Origin of the sequence: Vulcanibacillus modesticaldus (assembly GCF_001730235.1) — a bacterium.
Classification (GTDB): Bacteria; Bacillota; Bacilli; order Tepidibacillales; family Tepidibacillaceae; genus Vulcanibacillus; species Vulcanibacillus modesticaldus.
In genome coordinates, this window is record NZ_MIJF01000009.1 from 22847 (window position 1) to 42937 (window position 20091).

A 20091-nucleotide genomic window follows, 5' to 3' on the forward strand; every position below is an offset into this window, starting at 1 on the left:
CAAAATAACTTAGTCCATGTGCTGACTACCGATGAATGCATCTCTCACTCGATTCCAAAAAGGGAATGGGCGATAGCGCGCAAACCTTATTTTTTCATCGGCAACGGTACATTGAATTGAAATAATATCTTTCATTTGCATGCTTAGATGATCAAGTGTTAAAGAGATAACTGTTTTGTGTTGTGGATATAAATCGATACAGTGATGTTTTGGCAATAGTAATGGCGAACCGATCGTTCGATAAACTCGATTGTTAATCGAAGCCATTTCACTGACTTGAATTGATTCTAAGGTTGGATGAATTACTGCTCCTCCTAAACTCTTATTATAGCCTGTGCTCCCTGAAGGTGTGGAGATACATAGTCCGTCTCCTCGAAACATTTCAAAATCTTCATGGTTAATTTTAATTTTCATCACTAGAGTTTTTTCAATATTTTTAACCGTAAATTCATTTAGAGCAAGTAGTTGAACCTCTTCATTTTCAGTTATTATGTTGATTTTTACTAATGGATATTCGATGTATTGTAATGGCTTCGTTGCTATCAAAGAAGCCAACATTTCTAATTCGTTAGGTTGCCAATCTGCATAGAACCCTAGATGGCCAGTATGTATCCCTAAAAAGGCTACCTTGTCCAATCGGTGTTTATTAGCATGAAAAGCTTCAAGCATTGTTCCATCTCCCCCAATCGAGATTATCAAGTCTGGGGATTTGGAGTCTTCTATTAAATTATTTTCTGATGCATATTTGTGAAATTGATCTTTAATGTCGTTTGATAGTTCGTCTTCGCGATAAACTAAGGTATACTTCATTAAATGACCTCCAAAATAGCTATTTTATAGTGAAAATTTACACTTATAAAAACATTTTATCTTTTACTCTATTATACAGTATTGACAATAGATAATTATAGAAGAATATAAAAGGGTGCTTTTTAAAAGCACCCAAAAATTTGCTGTTCTTTACAATATTCCTAGTAAACGTACTGTCTGCGCCACAGCAAAAGTGACTAAAAAGGCGATAGAAGTTGGAATGATAAAAGCTAATGCAGTCCATTTAATACTACCAGTTTCTTTTTTTATCGTTAGCATGGTAGTTCCACAGGGGAAGTGCAGGAGTGAAAATAGTAATAAATTAAGGGCAGTTAGCCAAGTCCAACCATGGTCAAGTAACAATGTTTTTAATGCTGCGAAACTATCCAGTTCCATTAAGCTGCCTTGGGAAAGGTAGCTCATTATTAATATTGGAAATACTATTTCGTTAGCTGGAAATCCTAAGATAAATGCCATTAAGATATACCCATCTAATCCAATAGCGTAGCCAAGTGGTTGAAGAAAATTGGCTCCGATGTCTATTAAACTATTACCATTAAGATAAGTATTCGCTAATAACCAGGTAATTGCTCCTGCTGGTGCCGCTATTTTAACGGCTCTTTTTAAAACGAACATTGTTCGATCATATACAGAACGTATAAATACTTTCATTATCTGTGGCTTTCTATAAGGAGGAAGCTCTAGGGTGAAACTTGATGGAACCCCTTTTAATAAGGTTTTTGATAATAACCATGATGTTATTAAAGTTACTATGATTCCTACTATGACAATTCCTACGATCACCATTGAAGCGATAATAGTCGAATACAATGCACTAACTGCTGCACCGAAAAAGATTGTGGCTACTGTTATGAGTGTTGGAAATCTTCCGTTACATGGTACGAAATTGTTCGTTAGAATGGCGATTAATCTTTCACGCGGGGATTCGATTATTCTACAGGATATAATTCCAGCGGCGTTACATCCAAATCCCATGCTCATTGTTAGTGACTGTTTACCATGGGCCCCTGCTTTTTGAAAAAACCGATCTAAATTGAATGCTACTCTTGGTAAGTACCCCAAATCTTCTAATATTGTAAATAATGGAAAGAAAATTGCCATCGGAGGAAGCATAACTGAGACCACCCATGCTAACCCCCTATATACACCATCTACGAGAAAGCCACGTAACCATTCGGGTGCATTGAAATATTGAAACAAATTGGTTAATTGTTCTTGTAGATAAAAGAAAATTGTAGCTAAAATTTGTGAAGGATAATTTGCGCCTACTATTGTCATCCAAAAAACGATACTCAATATTAATAACATAATGGGGTATCCAAAAATTTTTGAAGTCAAAATATCGTCTAGCCTTTTATCTAAATCAGTAGTTTTATCTTTATTATTTCTGATCGCTTGCTTAGCGATTATTTCAGATTGACTATAAATTTGGCTTACAATTTTATCTCGATTACTAGTCTGTGAATTTTTTTGATAGTAATTTGAGAGTTCAATAATTTTATTTAAATTGTTCATAGTTAATGACATAGAGCAACCTCACCCTTTATATCAATTTCTTTGTAGACGAGGTATTGCTTTATTGAATCAATAAGTGTTTTATCACCTTCAAGTATTCTAAGGGCAACCCACCTAGGATTTAGTTCACCTTTTAATATGTTTTCAAGTTCGGGGGTCATTTCTTGGATTTTTTGTTCTATTTCAGGTGGATAGTGGATTTTTAAAGGGTTTGTAACTATTTTTTTAGTAACTATATCATCAATGGTATCTTTCAATCTATTTAATCCCATTTGATTTCTAGCAACGGTTCCAACTACCGGTAACCCCAATTTTTCGGATAGTTTATCTATATTTACGATGATGCCTTTTCTTTCAGCTTCATCAAGCAAGTTAATTGCTACAACTACGTTGTTTGTTGCTTCCATTATCTGCAGTGCTAGATTGAGATTTCTGATCAAATTAGTCGCATCTGTAACCACTATCGTAACGTCGGGTTTGGCGAAACAGATAAAGTCTCTTGCAATTAGTTCATCTATGGAATTTGCTAAAAGGGAGTAAGTCCCAGGGAGATCTACTAATACAAATGATTTCCCACGATGAACGTAATTACCTCGTGCATAAGAGACAGTTTTTCCAGGCCAATTACCGGTATGTTGTTTTAGACCTGTTAGGGCATTGAAAATTGTACTTTTCCCAGTGTTAGGGTTACCTGCTAAAGCTACGACAATTTCCTTTTCAGTAACTTTTTTTTCAGATAATTGATTATTTATTGAGACCACGTGATTCCCTCCTAATTGATTTCTTTATCGATGATGTTTTTTTAAAAATTATTTTTAGATTGGATGTACTAAGATATGTTTAGCTTCGTTTTCTCTTAGTCCGATTAATGCTCCCTTAATTAAATAAGCTGTAGGATCTCCATTCGGACTAACTCTGACAACTTCAATAACTGAACCTGGTACTACCCCTAAATCCAACAATCTTCTTCTTAGTAAACCATCGATTAAAATGGATTCTACTTTTCCTTTAGTTCCGACTGCTAGATTACTAAGAGGTAAAGGTTTGTTTGCCATATCTTTCCCTCCAATATTTTTTAGAGTTGTTGATTATCCATAAATTTTCCTTAGGGAAACATTTTTTGTTAAAAGAAAACTTCTCGCCCGAAGTTATATCATACTAATATGCGCTAGTTGTAAAATGGGTGATTGAAAAAATGGTAGAGATTTAAAAAATAATAAAAAAGAAACAGGCCACAAATATGTAACCTGTCTTTTATCCGATGTACTTAGTATATAGATTTTTGGCAATTGTTATATCATTAGTTCCATGAATAAGAACCCGACCATCAGGAAAAATAGTTAGTTTATACCTATCCACTTCAAAACGAATGAGATAAGGTGTTTCAATGATTTTACCCACATGTCTAAGCTTTTCTGCCAGTTTTCTGATGTCAAACGGGGTTTCCTCTATAGGAGAAATCTGTACTGATTCCCTACCACATAGTGAAACGATCCGTTTGTTTTTCTTTTTATTATTTAAGTATTCGTAATTATGATGTATACATGCTGGACATTCGCTGTTTTTGGCATTTTTTATATTTATTTCTGAATATTCATTGTGCCATAATTCGAAATTGCGTAAGGATGTATTAATATGCTCATAATCATTTAATAGGATTTTTAGCGCTTCAGTTGCTTGATAAGCTGCTACAACTTGAATGATTGGTCCTATTACTCCTGATGTGTCGCAGGTTTCAGATGTTCCTGGTGCTGAGGGTTCAGGGAATAAACAGCGAAAACATGGTGTTTTATTAGGGATAATGGTAAAAGTCATTCCCCTAGAAGCAACTGCACCACCGTAGATCCAAGGTATATTATTTTTGATCGCCACATCATTTATTAGATAACGAGTTTCAAAATTATCGGTGCCATCGATGATCAGATCTAGGTCAGCAAGTAAATCCTCGGCATTTTTTGGTGTTAAATCAGTTACATGTGCTTCAACAGTAATTGTGGAATTAATTAAATTGAGCTTGTTTTTAGCTGCTATCGCCTTTGGTAAAGCTTGGTCTGCGTCATTCTCGTCAAATAACATTTGTCTTTGGAGGTTGCTATATTCAACAAAATCACGATCAATGATCCTAACAAACCCAACACCTGATCTAACCATGTGATTGGAAATGGCAGTCCCCAAAGCTCCCATTCCTACAATAGCAATACGACTCTTTCCTAGTTTTTTTTGTCCAGCTTTTCCAATTGGTTTAAAAAGATGTTGCCTGGAATATCTAGTGTCATTACTATCCATCAAAATCATCTTTCTTGATTTCCGATCCATTCTTCTCCATCTTCCCATATTTCTTTTTTCCATATTGGTACAATTTGTTTTAGTCGTTCAATGGCGTATCGCCCTGCTTCAAAGGCATCGTTCCTGTGGGGCGTTGCAACTGCGATAATGACGCTGATTTCCTCAATATCCAATTTACCTATACGGTGGGAAATAGCGACTTTGGCATCTGGCCATCTTTCTTTTATTTCATCAGCAATCTCTTTCATTTTTTTAATAGCCATTTCAGGATAAGCCTCATATTCTAGGTAGGTTGTTTTTTTACCTTTGGTAAATTCTCTAACTGTACCCACAAAAGTCAATATTGCACCTGCCATATTATTAGAAACTTTAGCAATTACTTGATCAGCTGATAGTGGTTTGTTGGTGATTTCAAATAATGGTTCTTCGCCTCCACTAACAGGTGGAATTAGAGCGATTTCATCAGACTCTATAATTTTTTGGTCTAATTTAGCGAAATCATGATTGATGGAAACCATTGATTTATCTATAAGGTCCTTTGCTTGAGGAAATTCATCAATTAGGACTGCTAAAATGTCTTTAACAGTTGACTCTTGATTTACTTGAATTGTGTGTTCTCTTTTACCTACTGATTCGGCAATTCCTGCAAAAAATTTGATGGTTACTTTCATAAATTTCGTCCTTTCCCATAGTTATTAACCATTTAATATTTTAACATTATCGATAATAAATAGAAAATAACCATTTTCCAGTTTTGGCATCGTAAGAGTTGTTAATGTGAATGGATATGTGTTATTTGGGAACTGTTATAATTAATCAGATGAAAAAAACTTAGGAAAATTGAGAAAGTGTAATTTTAAAAGGGGAAGAACTAGATGTTGGAGAAATAATATTATACTACACAAAGAGACAAAAGGAGACTAGAAGATGGGAAAAATCCAATTAGAAAATACACCTTTACATATAGCACAGGAAAAATTTATATCTCTATTTAATTTTGAACCAAGGGTAGAAATGGTTAGGGTTACTGAAAGCTTAGGTAGGGTTACTGCTGAACCGATTTTTGCAAAGATTTCGATGCCTAATTTTCATGCATCGGCGATGGATGGGATTGCTGTAAAAGCAGAAAATACTTACTCTGCCCATGAAACTACTCCTTTAAGGTTAAAACTCCATCAAGATTATGAAGTCGTTGATACCGGAGATCCGATACCTGAAGGATTTGATTCAGTAATTATGGTAGAGTATCTTCGTCAAATAGATGAAGAAACTGTTGAAATAACTGAACCTGCGGTTCCTTGGAAACATATTCGTCAAATTGGGGAAGATATTGTGGCGGGAGAAATGCTTCTTCCTAACAATCATAAGATCCGTCCTGTAGACCAAGGCGCACTTCTTGCTGGGGGCATCATTGAGATTCCTGTTATTGCTAAACCTAAGGTAGCAATCATACCTACAGGTACGGAATTGGTAAAGCCAACGACAAATCTAAAACCAGGTGATATTATTGAGTTTAATGGTACAGTCTTCTCAAGTTATGTTCAGGAATGGGGAGGAGAACCAATTTATAAAGGGATAATTAAAGATGATTTTAATCTGATTAAACAGGCTGTAGAAGAGGCTTTAGAAGAAGCAGATATCGTGATTATGAACGCTGGTTCTTCTAAAGGTAGAGAGGATTTTACATCAGCTGTTATAAAAGCGATTGGTAAAGTTCACTTCCATGGGTTGGCAACAAGACCAGGTAAACCTGTGGTTCTAGGCGAGGGAGCAAACGGTAAACCGATCGTTGGAATACCTGGATATCCGGTATCTGCTTATTTGGCTATGGATTGGTTTATCAAACCATTAATGCATAACTTCCAAGGGTTGGCTACTCCTAAACGGAACAAAATTAAAGTTAAACTTGCTAAAAAGATAGTATCGAAAAAAGGGGCTGAAGATTTTATAAGGGTGACTATTGGCAAGATAAAGGAGCAATATATTGCTAATCCTTTGACACGTTCTGCTGGGGTTACAATGACGATGGTAAAAGCTAATGGGTTACTTAGAATACCAATTCAAAGTCAAGGGTATGAACAGGGCGAGGAAGTTGAGGTAGAATTATACCGTCCAATAGATGAAGTAGAAAAAATGATTTTATTTGCCGGTAGCCACGATTTGACTATCGATTTATTAAACTCGGTCCTAAAGAGAATAGAATCATCATTCGGTATTAAGTCGTCGAATATCGGTAGCCTAGCAGGGATTTTAGCCATTGGAAAGGGAGAAAATCATGTTGCTGGAATCAACCTGCTTGATGAGAAAACAGGTGAATATAACATATCCTTTGTAAAACAACATTTGCGGGACGAATCTATTGTTTTGATTAATTTGGCATATAGACAACAAGGCTGGATTGTCCAAAAGGGTAATCCTAAAAATATTAAAACGATTGAAGACTTAAAAAATACGGATATTCGATATATTAATCGCCAATTTGGTGCTGGAACTAGAGTATTATTCGATTATTTACTGAAACGGGCAAATATGTTACCTGATGATATATATGGCTATGAACGTGAAGATTATTCCCATTTAAGTTTAGCTGCAGCGATAAAGGGAGAGTCAGCCGATGTTGGTTTGGGTATATTATCTGCTGCACAAGTGATGGGGTTAGAATTTATCCCTGTTGTTGAAGAACGTTTTGATTTGGTAATGACAAAACAGTTCTACGAAAGCGATGCCGGGCAAACATTATTAAAGGCGATTAATTCAAAAGATTTTAAATCACAGGTTGAGGCTATGGGTGGCTATAGTTGTCGTGATACAGGAAAGATAATGTTTCAAAATTAATTATGGTTAATCTTAGATGATACAATCATTTTCTTTTTAATGTTAAAATTAATTAACAGAATGTTGGGTTCTAACTTAGAGAGGAGTTATATAATGGGTAGCCAGTTAATTGATCGGTTCAATAGACCCCATGACTATCTTAGAATTTCTGTCACAGATAGATGTAATTTACGATGTGTATATTGTATGCCAGAAGAAGGTGTAGAGTTTGTAAATCAAGATAGTTTGTTAACATACGAAGAAATAGCAGAAGTTGTAAGAGTTGGAGCGGAATTTGGGATTAGGAAAATCAGGCTTACTGGAGGTGAGCCTTTAGTAAGAAAGGATATAGAGTTACTAATTGAAAAGATTAGCAATATAGATGGGATTGAAGATATCGCTTTAACTACTAATGGTATTTATTTGGCCAAAATGGCTGAAAAGTTAAAAGATGCGGGTTTGACCCGGGTAAATATTAGTTTAGATACTTTAAAACAAGATCGTTTTAAAAAAATTACAAGAGGTGGTAAGCTTGAAAAAGTCCTTGCGGGAATTGATGCAGCTTACCGTGTAGGACTGGAACCGCTTAAAATTAATACGGTTCTAATCAAGGGATTTAATGATGATGAGATTGGTGATTTTCTGAAAATGTCTTATGAGCAAGAATTACAAATAAGGTTTATTGAATATATGCCGATTGGGCATGGGGATGACTTTTGGAAAAATAGTTATCTTCCTTTGGAATACGTTTTAGACACTGCGAAAAAATTGGGTTATGAATTTGAAGATTCGGAGAATGTATTTGGTAATGGTCCCGCTAAAAACCTTAGAATTAAAGGTGCTAAAGGAACGATTGGACTTATTCATCCGATTAGCGATAGGTTTTGTTCAACTTGTAACAGATTACGTTTGACAGCCGAAGGATATCTAAAATCTTGTTTGTATTGGGACGAAGAACTCTATGTTAGGCCTCATATTAATAATCGCGAAGAGTTAATACAAATTTTCATGAAATCTTTATATAATAAGCCAGAAAATCATGAGATGGCAAAATTATTAAACAGTGAATCACAATCTCAGAAACCAACTGTAAGAAGAATGTCTCAAATTGGAGGATAGTATGAATAAATTGACTCATTTTAACACTGAAGGCAGGGCTAAAATGGTAGATGTAAGTGAAAAACAAGTTACTAAACGTGTAGCTGTTGCCCGTGGTTCTGTTAGGATGCTACCTGAAACACTACAACTTATTAGAGATCGAAAAGTAGGTAAAGGTGATGTGTTAGCGGTGGCTCAAGTAGCAGGAGTCATGGCGGCAAAGAAGACATCAGATTTAATACCAATGTGTCACCCCATTCCAATAACAGGTGTTGATATTTCTTTTAAGGAAGTAGGCGATGATACAATAGTAGTTGAGTCAACAGTTAAGACTACTAATGTAACTGGAGTAGAAATGGAAGCTCTAACAGCTGTCAGCGTAGCTATGCTAACTATTTATGATATGTGTAAGGCTGTTGATAAGGGTATGGTACTTGGCGATACCTATTTAGTTTCCAAATCAGGTGGTAAAAGCGGTGATTATGTTAGAAAGATGGGTGAATGACGATGAAATTGACTGTTGGTGTACTAACCCTAAGCGATAAAGGTTCAAGGGGAGAACGGGAAGATATCAGTGGTAAAATAATCCACGAAATGGTGGAAAAGATAAATGGAGAAGTTAAATATTATGACATCATTCCTGATGAGCGGGAGCTAATTGAAGAGTATTTAATTCGTTACGTTGATGATTATAAATTAGATTTAATCCTCACTACAGGCGGAACAGGACTTGCAAAAAGGGATGTAACTCCTGAAGCTACTTTAGCGGTCATCGATAAAGAAATTCCTGGTCTTGCAGAAGAAATGCGCAGAGTTTCAAGGGAGAAAACTCCGTTTGCATTGTTATCTAGGGCGATAGCTGGCTCAAGGAAAGATAGTATTATAATTAATTTACCTGGAAGTCCAAAGGGAGTTAGAGAAAATTTAGCCGCTGTTATCGATATACTACCCCATGCTTTAGAAATACTTCAGGGGAAAATGGGTGAACATCCTAAAAGTTTTAAATAGCATCTTAACCTTAGTTTCTGATATCTAATAAGATAAGCTTTCGTAAATACAAAGGGGGAAAAAGTATGATAATGCACGTAGTGATGTGGAAGTTAAAAGATGTTGCTGAGGGAAAAGATAAAAAGCAGAATGCTGAAATAATTAAAGCTGAATTGGAAGCTTTAAAGCAGGAAATACAGGAAATAAAGTCAATAGAAGTTGGAATTAATTCACCTAAAGCTCCAAATTCTAATTATGATGTTGTTTTGATTTCAGAATTTGAAGATTTTGAAGCATTAAATAGATATGCGACCCATCCTTCACACCTAAGAGTTGGTGAATTTATTAAGAAGGTTGTTAATTCAAGGGTGGCAGTTGACTACGATATAAAATAGTTTTTTTCCTAGAGGAGAATTAAGATGGAACTTATTACCAAGAAACTATTTGACGAAAATCCCTACTTAAAGGAATGTACGGGGAAGGTCTTAAAGGAATGTGTAAGGGAAGATGGGCTTTATGAAGTGGTTTTAGATCAGACAATCTTCTATCCTACTGGTGGAGGTCAGCCCAATGATACTGGCTTAATAAATGACATAGCGGTAGTTGATGTATATAAACAAAAAGGAATAATTTATCACCTCTTAGAATCATCATTAAACGGTGCCCAAGAGGTGATATGTAAGCTTGATTGGCAGAGACGATTCGATTTTATGCAGCAACATTCAGGACAGCATATCTTATCAAGGGCCTTTGAGACTCTTTTTGAAGCCCAAACGGTTGGTTTCCATTTAGGAGAAGAAGTTGTTACTATCGATGTGGAATTAAAAGAATTAACAGAAGTGATGGTACGGGCCGTTGAAGAGTTGTCAAATAAAATAATAATGGAAAATAGGGTTATACTTAGCAAATTATTATCAGCTGATGAATTATCCGAAGAAGAGATAAAAAAGATTCCTGAACTCGATAAATACGTGAAGTTAGTAATAGTAGATGATTTTGATCAATGCGCTTGTGCAGGAACTCACCCTAAAACTACTGCTGAAATAGGTTTAATTAAGATTTTGGGTTGGGAAAAAGTTAGAAAAAATATCAGAGTAACTTTTGTAGCGGGTAAGCGCGCCGTAGGATTTTTTACAAAATTTCAAAATCAATTATTTAAAACTGCGGCAGTACTTAAAACAAACTGGGCTGATATTGGAGAAAAGGTTTCATATATATTAGATGAGAAGTTGCAACTTGAAAAACAAGTAAAAGAATTAACCGCCAAAAAAATTCAATATGAGATTGAAGAATGGAAAAATAAAGCTGTTAACTATGATGAGTTCTATTTAGTTGAGGCTGTCTTTAAAGATCGGGATGTTAATGAGATCAGACAGTTGGCCCAAGGGATTGTAAACTCTCCTTCTTACGTTGTCTTATTTGCTAATGTAACTGGAGGTAAGGTTCAATTTGTTTTGCAAAGAAGTTCTAATCTTGAAGTAGCGATGAATGATTGTCTTAAACTAGGATTAGAACTTGTTGATGGTAAAGGTGGAGGAAATACCTTATCGGCCCAAGGAGGAGGACAAAATATTCGAAATACAGAAGAAGCAATTAAAAGGATGAGAGATTATCTTATATCAATTTAATCATAATTTATTAAGGAAAAAGGCTGCCTTATTTACAGCCTTTTAATATTTTCAAGTAATATTACAAATTTACGTTTTATGGTTAAAGATGGGTGCATAAGAAGAAAAATATTTAATTAAGCTAAAAAAGGAGCTTGTTTGATAATTATCTTGTTCTAGTTTTAGAATCAATAAGATATGACGATACTTCTCGGAATTTTTCATTAGCTGCGTGGATAATTGCACTAGGTATCTGCTGATTTTTCAATAAAGGGGATTTAGAAAGAATTATTATCTCGTGAATTTTATAGAGGGATTCTTTCTTTCCATGGTGTATTACCTGAAAAGGAACTTGTAATTCATAATTACCTCTGGTGATGTTATCTTCTATTCTAAGATAATAATATGTGTGAAATTTCTTTATCCTTTTTTTAAAACCTTGTGCTTTGAAAACTTTATCGACTAAAGAGCAAGGTTTTATAAGTTTAGAGGTTAATTTAATACTTAAATACATGTAACTACCTCCTTTTTTATGCTAGAAAATAATAATGATCGAAGCTTATATCTTTTACTATCAGCTTTATGTTATATAACTTGGTTACATTCGCAGAATTTTTAAGAAATACCTACAAAATAAAAAATAATAAGGAGGAACAATATTGAAAGCTGATTTACACACACATAGTACTGCTTCAGATGGATTACATGAACCATCAGAAAATGTGAAATTTGCTAAGAAAGTTGGTTTGGCCGCGATAGGTATAACTGATCATGATTCGGTGTCAGGAATTGATGAGGCTATTGAAATAGCTAATCAGCTTGGCATCGAAGTAGTACCAGGAATTGAAATGAGTACCGTAGAAAAAGGTCAAGATATCCATATTTTAGGGTATTTTGTTAATTATAAAGATAAGGAATTTTTACGTTCACTAGATGAGTTGCTTAAGGTAAGGGAACGAAGAAATGAAATGATGGTAGAGAAACTTAATGAGCTTGGAATTGATATAACTATAAAGGAAGTAGTTGCTAAGGTAAGACGAAAAGGTGCAAAACCTGGCCGTCCCCATATTGGGGAAGTTTTGTTGGATAAAGGAATCGTTAGTACCATGGAAGAGGCATTCGATCTTTACTTAGGAAAGAAAGGAAAAGCATTTGTTAATCCAATTAGAATTTCTCCTGAAGAGGGCATTGAAATTATTAAGAAAGCTGGTGGGGTACCCGTTTTAGCCCACCCTGGTGTATATGATGATGATGAAATGGTGATCAGATTGATAAAGTATGGATTGGGTGGAATTGAAGCTTACCATCCAGATCATGATCAAGCTGGAGAGAGAAAATATCAGGAAATGGCAGAGCGTTATCGGATTTTGGCCACAGCTGGTTCGGATTTTCATGGTACGAGGGGAAAGACAACATTTCATGCGCCTATAGGTACCAAAACTGTTTCTTATCATATTGTTGAAAAGCTAAAGAGTCTAGCTGGTAGCATTTAGGGAAAGCGTTCAGCGAAGTTGTATAGGAAAAATATTTAATGAGATTGCATAGGTTGTAAAGAATTGCATAGGATAAAATATAGAGGACGTGGTGCCTCTATATTTTTTTCTTCATAGTTACGTGTTCGATTCCAGCTTCTTTAAAAGGTTCACTGATGGTTATATATCCTAATTTTTTGTAAAAAATTTCGGCATGACGCTGGGAATTAAGTAAAAAAGTTGTGAAACCCATTTTTTTAGCTTCTTGTTCAGCAAAAAGCATCAGTTTTTTTCCTATGCCTTTTCCGCGAAATTCTTTGAGAACCGCCACCCTTTCAATTTTTACCGTATTCTCATTATTGTAGATTCTAATTCTAGCTGTGGCTATCGGTTTTTCATCGTGGTAAACGATAAAGTGGGTAGAATGATCATCATATTTATCCATCTCAATTTTTTCTGGTACATGTTGTTCTTGAATAAAAACAATTCTTCTAACATCAAAAGCGTCATTTAATTCTTTTCTTGTTGTTACGATTTGGTAATTAAGTTGTGTCATTTCTATCTCCCCTTAATGGAAAAGATTGATATACTTCCCAAGAGCCAGTTTCAGTTTGATAACATAAATGGATTTGTTCAACTGGGAAAGTCATATTAAAATCTTTTAATTTAAGTCTACTATAGATATCATGTATTTCTTGATCAGGTAAATCCTGGGCGATTGTTAAATGGGGGGTGAATTTGTGTTTTGTTTCGTGATAAAGTACTCCTGAGTTAATCTTTTCATGTAAATGATAAATAATTGGATCGTCTTCAACACCACAGTATAATACAGGAGAAATAGGATAAAATGACTTTATTTTATTTAATTTCAGGTTAAAAGGAGGAATTATTTTTGTTACCGATTCAAGGTGAGCAATCGCTTTATCTGGGCTGTCCAATTCAAAAGCCTCTTTAATTGTAATATGTGGAGGGATCAAATTATAATGTGAGTCATATCGTTTGCGTAAAGCATTTGCCCTTTCCTGTACTTCTATTGATGGAAAAATAACAATACCAAATTTCATAGTCAAGCCTCCTTTTTTTAATTTATAATTACATTTTAACAAAATATTATGAAAACAAAAATAATTGAAGTATTCATTTTCGTTTAAATTCTAAACTATGTAACATTTTAAGCATATAATATACTCTATTCTGAAAAAGTGTTAAGATAGATATGAAAGAGGAGAATAGTCTGGAGGTGGCTTATTTGAAAAAAAGAGTTTCTAGTGAAGAAGTTAAGTTGGCAGCACTAAAAAGATTAAAAGATCGTGGTGTAACCTTAGAAGATATTGCAAAAATAGTTTATGAAATGCAAGTTGTATATAATCGTGACTTAACAATGGAACAATGTCTTGAAAGTGTTCAAAAGGTATTGGAGAAGCGAGAAATTCAACATGCTATTTTAGTAGGTGTGGAGTTAGATATTTTAGCTGAGAAAAAATTATTACAAGAACCACTTCAAACTATAATTGAAACTGATGAAGGGTTATTTGGGGTTGATGAAACATTAGCAATTGGCTTAGTTTATGGTTATGGTAGTATAGCATTAACAACTTTTGGATATTTAGATAAAGATAAGATCGGAATCATAAAAAAATTGGACACAAAAAATGGTAAAAAAGTTCATACATTCTTAGACGATTTAGTTGCTGGAATAGCGGCTTCAGCCTCGGGAAGAATAGCACATCTTTTAAGAGATGTTGAAGAAGGCGAAGAGAAAAGAGCCAAGGAAAATGATGAAAAATTTAATGAGATAAATGTTAGCTAATATAGCTCTCAAGGAAGACCGAAATGAATCTCGGTCTTTTTTTGACGGGTGCCGAAATTATGATCTTTTGTAGGGTTAATTAAATTGAAAGGGTGTAATTATGAGACTTTTTATTACTATTAATATGAGTTCTCAAGTAAAAGAAGAGATTGTAAACTTAATGCCTAATATTAAATTGAAATTTCAAGGTGGTAGGTGGGTCCCCAAAGAGAATATGCATATCACGATGCTCTATTTAGGAGAAGTACCGGATGAAAAGCTTGGTTCGGTTGATAAAGCAATGTTTGAAGCTATTAAAGGCATTGATCCTTTTGAATTATGGGTCGAAGGTATAGGTGCCTTTCCAAATACAAAAAAGCCCAATATCCTTTGGGCAGGTGTCCAAGGGGAATTAAAATTTTTAATTAAACTTTATCGTCAATTACTTAAAGAGGTGCAAAATGAAGGACTTCCATATGATGCTAAGCCACATTTTAAACCTCATCTAACTTTAGCGAGAAAGATAAGTACGATTGCAAATGACGATGATATCTTTCTTAAGACCTCATCGTGGCGTGTGGATTCATTAGAACTATATCAGTCTATTTTTATTAATGGCGGAGTTAAATATAAACGATTATTATCAAAAAAGTTTTAAAACAAAGAATAAAATATAGTGTCAACTGCCAAAATGAAGAGTGAAGGAGTTGACAAGGAATGCATTATTATACGATTAAACCTCTATTTACACCAGATGGACACTCGATAGACATGTCGTTGGGTGATGAAGCAGTCACCATTATCTCTCACGCAGCTTATAATGCAATTGAAAATGAAGTCAATGTTTATGATATGTTCATCCGTGGTGACCATCAAGACGTCTTAGTGTTTAACGACTTGAATGCTTTTAAAAAAGCGGCAGAGATATTGAAAAATCATCAGATTCAGTTCACAACAAATATAGTTGAAAAAACTGCAGGAGAAAATGCTGATTACATTACAAATAACTACCGATACAAAGTAGTTATTCCAAACGAACCTAATATTGATAGTATAGATGATAACGATATTTATACTTAATAAATTAGTGGCTGGTTAATGGTTATCGGGTTTTGGTTCAAATTTGCACGTATGAATACAAATATTAAGTGGTAGTTCATTTTCGTGGATACACCCATCACAAAACAATTTAACGTAGTTAAGTGTTGGGTCTGTATCCATTTTCTTTTGAAAAATATTTAACTGAGATAATAAGCTATTTTTGATTTCCTTCATAATTGATTTTGAAATTTCAGGGTCAAAAACATGAAAAGTCACCTTGACTAGTTCTTTGGAATTTTCGATCTTACATTTTAGGTGTAAATCAATATTGGGAAAGTGAACTCCTTCATGAAAAAGTTGTAATGCTAAGATGCTTTTTGGCTTGATGACATAGGATTCAGAGATTCGATGTAATTTTATTCCATGAAATTGATGGATTATTTCAAAGTGATTACTAAAGGTTTTGTTAGGACGAAATTTATAATCAATCCAATGTGATATGAGTTCCATCGTATATAAAGCTCCCTTAATAGTTATAATTTTAAACAAATATTTTTAGAATAGCGTTTCTATGTTCCAATAATATTATTTTCCAGTTATAAGTAATTAATTCACTATTCAGATTTCAATTAAATTAAATAAGAATTATATATAAGAATTTAGGCAAAAAATGAGAATTTTTTAAGATAGGTATTGACAACTTGATAATTAGTAGGTAAAATTTCACTTGTCGTTGCTTACAGATTATAAAAAATGATGTAGGTAATGAAAATAAATCTAAAAAATATTAAAAAAAGTTCTTGCAAATATGATTTAGATGATATATAATTAATCTTGTCGTCACGAAAAACGATTGATTAATAATGACGCGGGGTGGAGCAGTCTGGTAGCTCGTCGGGCTCATAACCCGAAGGTCGCAGGTTCAAATCCTGTCCCCGCAACCAATTTAAGATTGTGCTCCTTTAAATAACCTCTCTTTTTTTGTTGATGCAATTTAGATACTATGGAGCTGTGGTGTAGAGGCCTAACATGCCTGCCTGTCACGCAGGAGACCGCGGGTTCGAATCCCGTCAGCTCCGCCATTAATTTAAAAACGCCTTTTAACGAGGGCCCATAGCTCAGTTGGTAGAGCGGTCGGCTCATAACCGATTGGTCACAGGTTCGAGTCCTGTTGGGCCCACCATTATTTTCTTAATTGCTGTGCCGGGGTGGCGGAATTGGCAGACGCACAGGACTTAAAATCCTGCGGTAGGTGACTACCGTACCGGTTCAAGTCCGGTCCTCGGCACCACTTATAATCAAATAGAACTATTCTTGGATTTTCAACGAAAATAGTATTTTTACTATTTTTTTTACAATTTGACTCGGTAGCTCAGCAGGGAGAGCACCATCTTGACAGGGTGGGGGTCGCTGGTTCGAGCCCAGTCCGAGTCACCATAGATAATAATAGTAAAACCCTTGATACACAAGGGTTTTTTGTTTTATATATTGTGTTCAAATGTGACCACAAAACTATTAAATTTTAAAATTGCAACCGAATTGCAACCGTTCGAATTCAAAATAAATTCAACCGTATAGGATTTTGCCTATTTTTATTGCTGTATCTTTTTGGATATTCGGTAACAAGTGACTATATATGTCTAGAGTGATACGGAAATCTGCATGACTAAGTCTCTCAGCTACTGTTTTAGGATTTACTCCTGCTAATAAAAGTAGAGTTGCATGTGTGTGGCGCAACCCATGAAACTTAATTTTTTCCACGCCTGCTTCTTTTATTAATCTATTAAAAATCTTTGTGATATTACTATGCAAATAAGGAGTACCTAATGATGTAGGAGCTACTAAATTCATATCTGTATAGGCTGGTCCTGCTTTTAGTTTTTCTTCGGTTATTAGTACCTTATGACGCCGCAGAGCAGCAATTGTATCTTCATCAATACTTATGTTTCTATAAGCAGCTTTAGTTTTTAGTGAAGTAAAATTATGTGTTCCTCTTTCAATTTGCTGTTTAACATAAATTAAACCATTTTCAAAGTCAACATTATCCCATTGCAATCCAAGTATTTCAGATTGTCTCATCCCAGTAGCTAAAGCCAACAAAAACACAATATAGCTCCGATCTTGTTTTGCTATTTTTAAAAATTTATTAACTTCTTTCTGATCCCATACTTTTATTTCTGGTTTACTTGCTTTAGGTTTATCAACATATGAAGCTACATTTTTTTGTAATAAGCCATATTTAACAGCTTTATTTAATGCATCGTTAATTAAAGTATATATTTTTTGTATGTTCCCATCTGATAAAGCTTTTTCTTTTCTTAGTTTATTTAATAATTTATCAATATGCATCGCATTTAATTTTTGAAGTTCAATATTTCCAAGGGTTGGTATGATATGCTTTTCTACAAGCCATGTATATGTTTCTAACGTTCTTTTCTTTACTTGTTTGCTATCCAACCACTCAGTCATATAATCTTTAAATTTTGTTTTGATAGGCGCTACATATTCACCTCTATTTATTTCAGCTATTTTCTCCGCCATTGCTTTCTCAGCTTCTTTTTTAGTGTTATAACCCGAGAACCATTTTCTATCTCGAGAACCATCAGGTTTAATACCTACATCCAGAACAAAAACCCACTTATTGCCTCTTTTGCGAACATGTCCTTTCATGAAACTTGTCCTCCCTTGTAAAAATAAAAAAAGCCCCAATCTATAACAAAATAGCCATAGCATCAAACTATGGTTTTGTTATGATCGGCGCTCTGTGGCGCTCTAATATGATCAATATATTTTTGATATGGCGCTCTCAGGCGCTCTAATATTTTTGGCGCTCTCATTGGCGCTCGAAGTCGACTTGTTACGATTATGTTAGCACATATGCTTATTATGTGCAATGACGATTATGAAAATTAAAGAAATATTGAGAAAATGAGAGATTTGATATTTTCGCCAATGCATCAATTTTAATTTGACGAAAAATGTCGAAAATATGCTTTAACTAATCTCCTAAATGAAATAACCAATTGGAGTTCATGACTTAAAAGTTCATTAGGTATTAAGTCGTATACTTCAAAACCGAAGGCATTTGCGATTAACGTCAACTCTTGAATTGTAGGGCTTTTTTGGTTGTTTTCAATTCTTTGAATACGTGAACGACTAATACCGGTTAATTCGTAAAGTTTCTTTTGAGACATCCCTTGCATAGTTCGAATCTCTTTTAGTTTTGTGCCGATTTCTGTCAAAGTTTGTCGAATTCCTCCTTTTTTTAAATGCTCATATTTGAGCAGCTTGTACTAATTTTACTGTGTAGAGTGCTCATATATGATGCATCTATACTCACTTGAATTTTTCTAATTTTCATTAAAATCGCCCATAATCGTCGAATATCGACTTTGATATTATGGCATGAGGGATAGTACAATTTCATTACAAAATTCTTGGAAAAATAAAATAAACGAGAACAAACGTTCTTATTTTTATGGTAAAATGTGATAAAAGAGATTATAAGCAGGAGGGACCGAAGTGGGGGAGAGTAGCGAAAAAAAAGATTACAGTTTAATAAAGTTTGTTGAGAAGATCAAAATAAAAAAAGAATTACAAAAAGAAAAGGAGCTACTCACCCAGAAGTGAGAAGCTCCTAAAATTGATTTTAGTAATATTTTTGTAGAAAGTTTTTCTAAAGAGTAAAGGTTGATTTTAAAAATTCCTAAAATATTTTTGTTCCTTTATAGAACTTATAAAAATACCGAAGTATGTTTTACTAGCATTACTATTATTTCAACAGTTTTGGATAATTAGATAGCTATCATATTTATTTAGCTATTTTTTCTAAGATATAATTAGTTTACGATTTTTATGAATTAATCAATTTTAAAAAATTTATCGTCCTGACTTAATTCTAATATTGTTGCTTGTTTGATTAAAGCAGGTTCTATTTTATCAATTCTTTCTCTTAATATTGGAACAATATATTGTCCTTTAATTTTGTTACAAATATTAAAAATTGTTTCAAGTTGATTTATGTGAGTATTTTCTAATTTATCATGAATTATGAAACGCGGGAATTCAATATTCTCTTCATGAAGATATTTTAAATATGCTAAATCAAATGCTACAATTTGTCCTCTTTTTTTCCCTGTACCAGGATTACCAGACATATTTGATACAGTGAAAGGGGAAGATCCCTTTTCATTTTTCCAATTTTTATTATAGGTAAACACATATTTTTCGCCATATAATTGTTCTGAGAAGTCAGAGAAATGAGTATTGAATCTAACTAAAATATTTTCGATATTTTCTAGTGCATTCTCCAGTCGTTCATTAATTAAATCTAAATCTTTTTTATAAAATTCGATCCTTTTTTCAATTTTTTCAATAGTTTCTAGGTTTTCTAATATCCTTCCTTGGAGTTAGTATAGTTTTGTGGACACACCTTAGTTAAGTCTAATACAATAATTTTGAGAGGATGTGTCCTATATGAAAAGAAAAGGTGTAGCAAAAAAATATACTGAAGATTTTAAACAAACAATAGTGGAACTCTACAATTCTGGAACTCCAGTAAAAAAATTAAGTAGCGAATATGGTGTATCTGAAGTAACGATATATAAATGGATTAGGTCCTATACCCCTGTAGGTGAAGGAAAGGATTCCT

At 34.0% G+C, this 20091-nt stretch carries 24 protein-coding genes and 5 tRNA genes; 16 read left to right on the forward strand and 13 right to left on the reverse strand.

All coding sequences use genetic code 11. The annotated features are described in order from the left end of the window. Positions 1 to 9 precede the first annotated feature (9 nt). The 6 genes from BHF71_RS02470 to BHF71_RS02495 form a co-directional block, all read right to left on the reverse strand. Positions 10 to 810, reverse strand: a complete 801-nt coding sequence (locus tag BHF71_RS02470; protein ID WP_069656094.1) for an NAD kinase — start codon at positions 808 to 810, stop codon at positions 10 to 12. A 150-nt stretch (positions 811 to 960) separates the two neighbouring features. After that, on the reverse strand, positions 961 to 2346 hold the full coding sequence (locus BHF71_RS02475; RefSeq protein ID WP_084024129.1) for a nucleoside recognition domain-containing protein: 1386 nt from the start codon (positions 2344 to 2346) through the stop codon (positions 961 to 963). Between the two features lie 2 nt (positions 2347 to 2348). Beyond that, a complete protein-coding gene (locus BHF71_RS02480) occupies positions 2349 to 3107 on the reverse strand; it encodes a FeoB small GTPase domain-containing protein (RefSeq protein ID WP_069656096.1) in 759 nt (252 codons plus the stop codon). Positions 3108 to 3161: 54 nt separating this feature from the next. Continuing rightward, positions 3162 to 3401, reverse strand: a complete 240-nt coding sequence (locus BHF71_RS02485; protein WP_069656097.1) for a FeoA family protein — start codon at positions 3399 to 3401, stop codon at positions 3162 to 3164. 199 nt (positions 3402 to 3600) lie between these two features. Next, positions 3601 to 4680 (reverse strand): ThiF family adenylyltransferase, encoded by a 1080-nt coding sequence (locus tag BHF71_RS02490; protein WP_245683806.1) that lies wholly within the window; start codon positions 4678 to 4680, stop codon positions 3601 to 3603. Continuing rightward, positions 4638 to 5303 carry a molybdenum cofactor biosynthesis protein gene (locus BHF71_RS02495; RefSeq protein ID WP_069656098.1) on the reverse strand — a complete coding sequence of 222 codons (666 nt, stop codon included), beginning with the start codon at positions 5301 to 5303 and terminating at the stop codon, positions 4638 to 4640. Before BHF71_RS02495 ends, BHF71_RS02490 begins: the two co-directional genes overlap by 43 nt. Before the next feature lie 256 nt (positions 5304 to 5559). Between BHF71_RS02495 and BHF71_RS02500 the strand changes: the two genes are divergently transcribed. From BHF71_RS02500 to BHF71_RS02525, 6 genes are all read left to right on the forward strand, one after another. Further along, a complete protein-coding gene (locus BHF71_RS02500; protein ID WP_069656099.1) occupies positions 5560 to 7467 on the forward strand; it encodes a molybdopterin biosynthesis protein in 1908 nt (635 codons plus the stop codon). 93 nt (positions 7468 to 7560) lie between these two features. Then, positions 7561 to 8565 carry a GTP 3',8-cyclase MoaA gene (moaA, locus tag BHF71_RS02505; RefSeq protein ID WP_069656100.1) on the forward strand — a complete coding sequence of 335 codons (1005 nt, stop codon included), beginning with the start codon at positions 7561 to 7563 and terminating at the stop codon, positions 8563 to 8565. Position 8566: 1 nt separating this feature from the next. Continuing rightward, complete coding sequence (moaC, locus tag BHF71_RS02510) at positions 8567 to 9049, forward strand: cyclic pyranopterin monophosphate synthase MoaC (RefSeq protein ID WP_069656101.1); 483 nt, start codon at positions 8567 to 8569, stop codon at positions 9047 to 9049. A gap of 2 nt (positions 9050 to 9051) precedes the next feature. Further along, entirely contained in the window at positions 9052 to 9552 is a 501-nt protein-coding gene (locus BHF71_RS02515) for a MogA/MoaB family molybdenum cofactor biosynthesis protein (protein WP_069656102.1), read from the forward strand. Positions 9553 to 9617: 65 nt separating this feature from the next. Then, a complete protein-coding gene (locus tag BHF71_RS02520; protein WP_069656103.1) occupies positions 9618 to 9926 on the forward strand; it encodes a Dabb family protein in 309 nt (102 codons plus the stop codon). A 24-nt stretch (positions 9927 to 9950) separates the two neighbouring features. Beyond that, entirely contained in the window at positions 9951 to 11159 is a 1209-nt protein-coding gene (locus BHF71_RS02525; RefSeq protein ID WP_069656104.1) for an alanyl-tRNA editing protein, read from the forward strand. 145 nt (positions 11160 to 11304) lie between these two features. On the opposite strand, the gene BHF71_RS02530 is transcribed toward BHF71_RS02525, so the two are convergent. Then, the gene (locus BHF71_RS02530; RefSeq protein WP_069656105.1) at positions 11305 to 11652 is read right to left on the reverse strand and encodes a hypothetical protein; all 348 of its coding nucleotides are present in this window, start codon (positions 11650 to 11652) and stop codon (positions 11305 to 11307) included. A 145-nt stretch (positions 11653 to 11797) separates the two neighbouring features. On the opposite strand from BHF71_RS02530, the gene BHF71_RS02535 reads away from it, so the two are divergent. Beyond that, on the forward strand, positions 11798 to 12631 hold the full coding sequence (locus BHF71_RS02535; protein ID WP_342668065.1) for a PHP domain-containing protein: 834 nt from the start codon (positions 11798 to 11800) through the stop codon (positions 12629 to 12631). A 97-nt stretch (positions 12632 to 12728) separates the two neighbouring features. Here BHF71_RS02535 and BHF71_RS02540 read toward each other — a convergent pair whose 3' ends face one another. Both BHF71_RS02540 and BHF71_RS02545 read right to left on the reverse strand, forming a co-directional pair. After that, positions 12729 to 13166, reverse strand: coding sequence for a GNAT family N-acetyltransferase (locus tag BHF71_RS02540; protein ID WP_069656107.1), 438 nt, complete (start codon positions 13164 to 13166; stop codon positions 12729 to 12731). Beyond that, complete coding sequence (locus BHF71_RS02545) at positions 13153 to 13674, reverse strand: 2'-5' RNA ligase family protein (protein WP_069656108.1); 522 nt, start codon at positions 13672 to 13674, stop codon at positions 13153 to 13155. The genes BHF71_RS02540 and BHF71_RS02545 overlap by 14 nt, the downstream gene beginning before the upstream one ends. 185 nt (positions 13675 to 13859) lie before the next feature. Here BHF71_RS02545 and BHF71_RS02550 point away from each other — a divergent pair, with 185 nt between their 5' ends. From BHF71_RS02550 to BHF71_RS02560, 3 genes are all read left to right on the forward strand, one after another. Continuing rightward, positions 13860 to 14420: a phosphatidylglycerophosphatase A family protein gene (locus BHF71_RS02550; protein WP_069656109.1), complete on the forward strand. Its 561-nt coding sequence runs from the start codon at positions 13860 to 13862 to the stop codon at positions 14418 to 14420. Between the two features lie 100 nt (positions 14421 to 14520). Next, complete coding sequence (thpR, locus tag BHF71_RS02555) at positions 14521 to 15057, forward strand: RNA 2',3'-cyclic phosphodiesterase (protein WP_069656110.1); 537 nt, start codon at positions 14521 to 14523, stop codon at positions 15055 to 15057. 59 nt (positions 15058 to 15116) lie between these two features. Beyond that, on the forward strand, positions 15117 to 15479 hold the full coding sequence (locus BHF71_RS02560; protein WP_069656111.1) for a hypothetical protein: 363 nt from the start codon (positions 15117 to 15119) through the stop codon (positions 15477 to 15479). Positions 15480 to 15494: 15 nt separating this feature from the next. On the opposite strand, the gene BHF71_RS02565 is transcribed toward BHF71_RS02560, so the two are convergent. Then, positions 15495 to 15950 (reverse strand): hypothetical protein, encoded by a 456-nt coding sequence (locus BHF71_RS02565; protein ID WP_069656112.1) that lies wholly within the window; start codon positions 15948 to 15950, stop codon positions 15495 to 15497. A 357-nt stretch (positions 15951 to 16307) separates the two neighbouring features. Here BHF71_RS02565 and BHF71_RS02570 point away from each other — a divergent pair. From BHF71_RS02570 to BHF71_RS02590, 5 genes are all read left to right on the forward strand, one after another. After that, positions 16308 to 16384 (forward strand) — tRNA-Met (locus BHF71_RS02570). A 61-nt stretch (positions 16385 to 16445) separates the two neighbouring features. Further along, a tRNA-Asp gene (locus tag BHF71_RS02575) sits at positions 16446 to 16522 on the forward strand. 25 nt (positions 16523 to 16547) lie between these two features. Then, a tRNA-Ile gene (locus BHF71_RS02580) sits at positions 16548 to 16623 on the forward strand. Between the two features lie 19 nt (positions 16624 to 16642). Then, positions 16643 to 16731: transfer RNA gene (locus BHF71_RS02585), tRNA-Leu, on the forward strand. A gap of 70 nt (positions 16732 to 16801) precedes the next feature. Then, positions 16802 to 16877: transfer RNA gene (locus BHF71_RS02590), tRNA-Val, on the forward strand. Positions 16878 to 17006: 129 nt separating this feature from the next. Here BHF71_RS02590 and BHF71_RS02595 read toward each other — a convergent pair. From BHF71_RS02595 to BHF71_RS02605, 3 genes are all read right to left on the reverse strand, one after another. Next, positions 17007 to 18110 carry a tyrosine-type recombinase/integrase gene (locus BHF71_RS02595; protein ID WP_069656113.1) on the reverse strand — a complete coding sequence of 368 codons (1104 nt, stop codon included), beginning with the start codon at positions 18108 to 18110 and terminating at the stop codon, positions 17007 to 17009. A 293-nt stretch (positions 18111 to 18403) separates the two neighbouring features. Beyond that, on the reverse strand, positions 18404 to 18682 hold the full coding sequence (locus BHF71_RS02600) for a helix-turn-helix domain-containing protein (RefSeq protein WP_069656114.1): 279 nt from the start codon (positions 18680 to 18682) through the stop codon (positions 18404 to 18406). Between the two features lie 618 nt (positions 18683 to 19300). Further along, positions 19301 to 19837, reverse strand: a complete 537-nt coding sequence (locus BHF71_RS02605) for a DUF2326 domain-containing protein (RefSeq protein ID WP_084024125.1) — start codon at positions 19835 to 19837, stop codon at positions 19301 to 19303. 79 nt (positions 19838 to 19916) lie between these two features. Here BHF71_RS02605 and BHF71_RS02610 point away from each other — a divergent pair. Further along, the coding region (locus tag BHF71_RS02610) for a transposase (protein ID WP_084024127.1) at positions 19917 to 20091 on the forward strand (175 nt) is incomplete at its 3' end.

Coding starts and splice junctions, on each gene's coding strand:
- BHF71_RS02545 (WP_069656108.1), bottom strand. CDS start 13,674: ATGAAATTTGGTATTGTTATTTTTCCATCAATAGAAGTACAGGAAAGG.
- moaA (WP_069656100.1), top strand. CDS start 7,561: ATGGGTAGCCAGTTAATTGATCGGTTCAATAGACCCCATGACTATCTT.
- BHF71_RS02500 (WP_069656099.1), top strand. CDS start 5,560: ATGGGAAAAATCCAATTAGAAAATACACCTTTACATATAGCACAGGAA.
- BHF71_RS02515 (WP_069656102.1), top strand. CDS start 9,052: ATGAAATTGACTGTTGGTGTACTAACCCTAAGCGATAAAGGTTCAAGG.
- moaC (WP_069656101.1), top strand. CDS start 8,567: ATGAATAAATTGACTCATTTTAACACTGAAGGCAGGGCTAAAATGGTA.
- BHF71_RS02530 (WP_069656105.1), bottom strand. CDS start 11,652: ATGTATTTAAGTATTAAATTAACCTCTAAACTTATAAAACCTTGCTCT.
- BHF71_RS02495 (WP_069656098.1), bottom strand. CDS start 5,303: ATGAAAGTAACCATCAAATTTTTTGCAGGAATTGCCGAATCAGTAGGT.
- thpR (WP_069656110.1), top strand. CDS start 14,521: ATGAGACTTTTTATTACTATTAATATGAGTTCTCAAGTAAAAGAAGAG.
- BHF71_RS02485 (WP_069656097.1), bottom strand. CDS start 3,401: ATGGCAAACAAACCTTTACCTCTTAGTAATCTAGCAGTCGGAACTAAA.
- BHF71_RS02470 (WP_069656094.1), bottom strand. CDS start 810: ATGAAGTATACCTTAGTTTATCGCGAAGACGAACTATCAAACGACATT.
- BHF71_RS02475 (WP_084024129.1), bottom strand. CDS start 2,346: ATGAACAATTTAAATAAAATTATTGAACTCTCAAATTACTATCAAAAA.
- BHF71_RS02560 (WP_069656111.1), top strand. CDS start 15,117: ATGCATTATTATACGATTAAACCTCTATTTACACCAGATGGACACTCG.
- BHF71_RS02490 (WP_245683806.1), bottom strand. CDS start 4,680: ATGGGAAGATGGAGAAGAATGGATCGGAAATCAAGAAAGATGATTTTG.
- BHF71_RS02565 (WP_069656112.1), bottom strand. CDS start 15,950: ATGGAACTCATATCACATTGGATTGATTATAAATTTCGTCCTAACAAA.
- BHF71_RS02540 (WP_069656107.1), bottom strand. CDS start 13,166: ATGACACAACTTAATTACCAAATCGTAACAACAAGAAAAGAATTAAAT.
- BHF71_RS02520 (WP_069656103.1), top strand. CDS start 9,618: ATGATAATGCACGTAGTGATGTGGAAGTTAAAAGATGTTGCTGAGGGA.
- BHF71_RS02595 (WP_069656113.1), bottom strand. CDS start 18,110: ATGAAAGGACATGTTCGCAAAAGAGGCAATAAGTGGGTTTTTGTTCTG.
- BHF71_RS02525 (WP_069656104.1), top strand. CDS start 9,951: ATGGAACTTATTACCAAGAAACTATTTGACGAAAATCCCTACTTAAAG.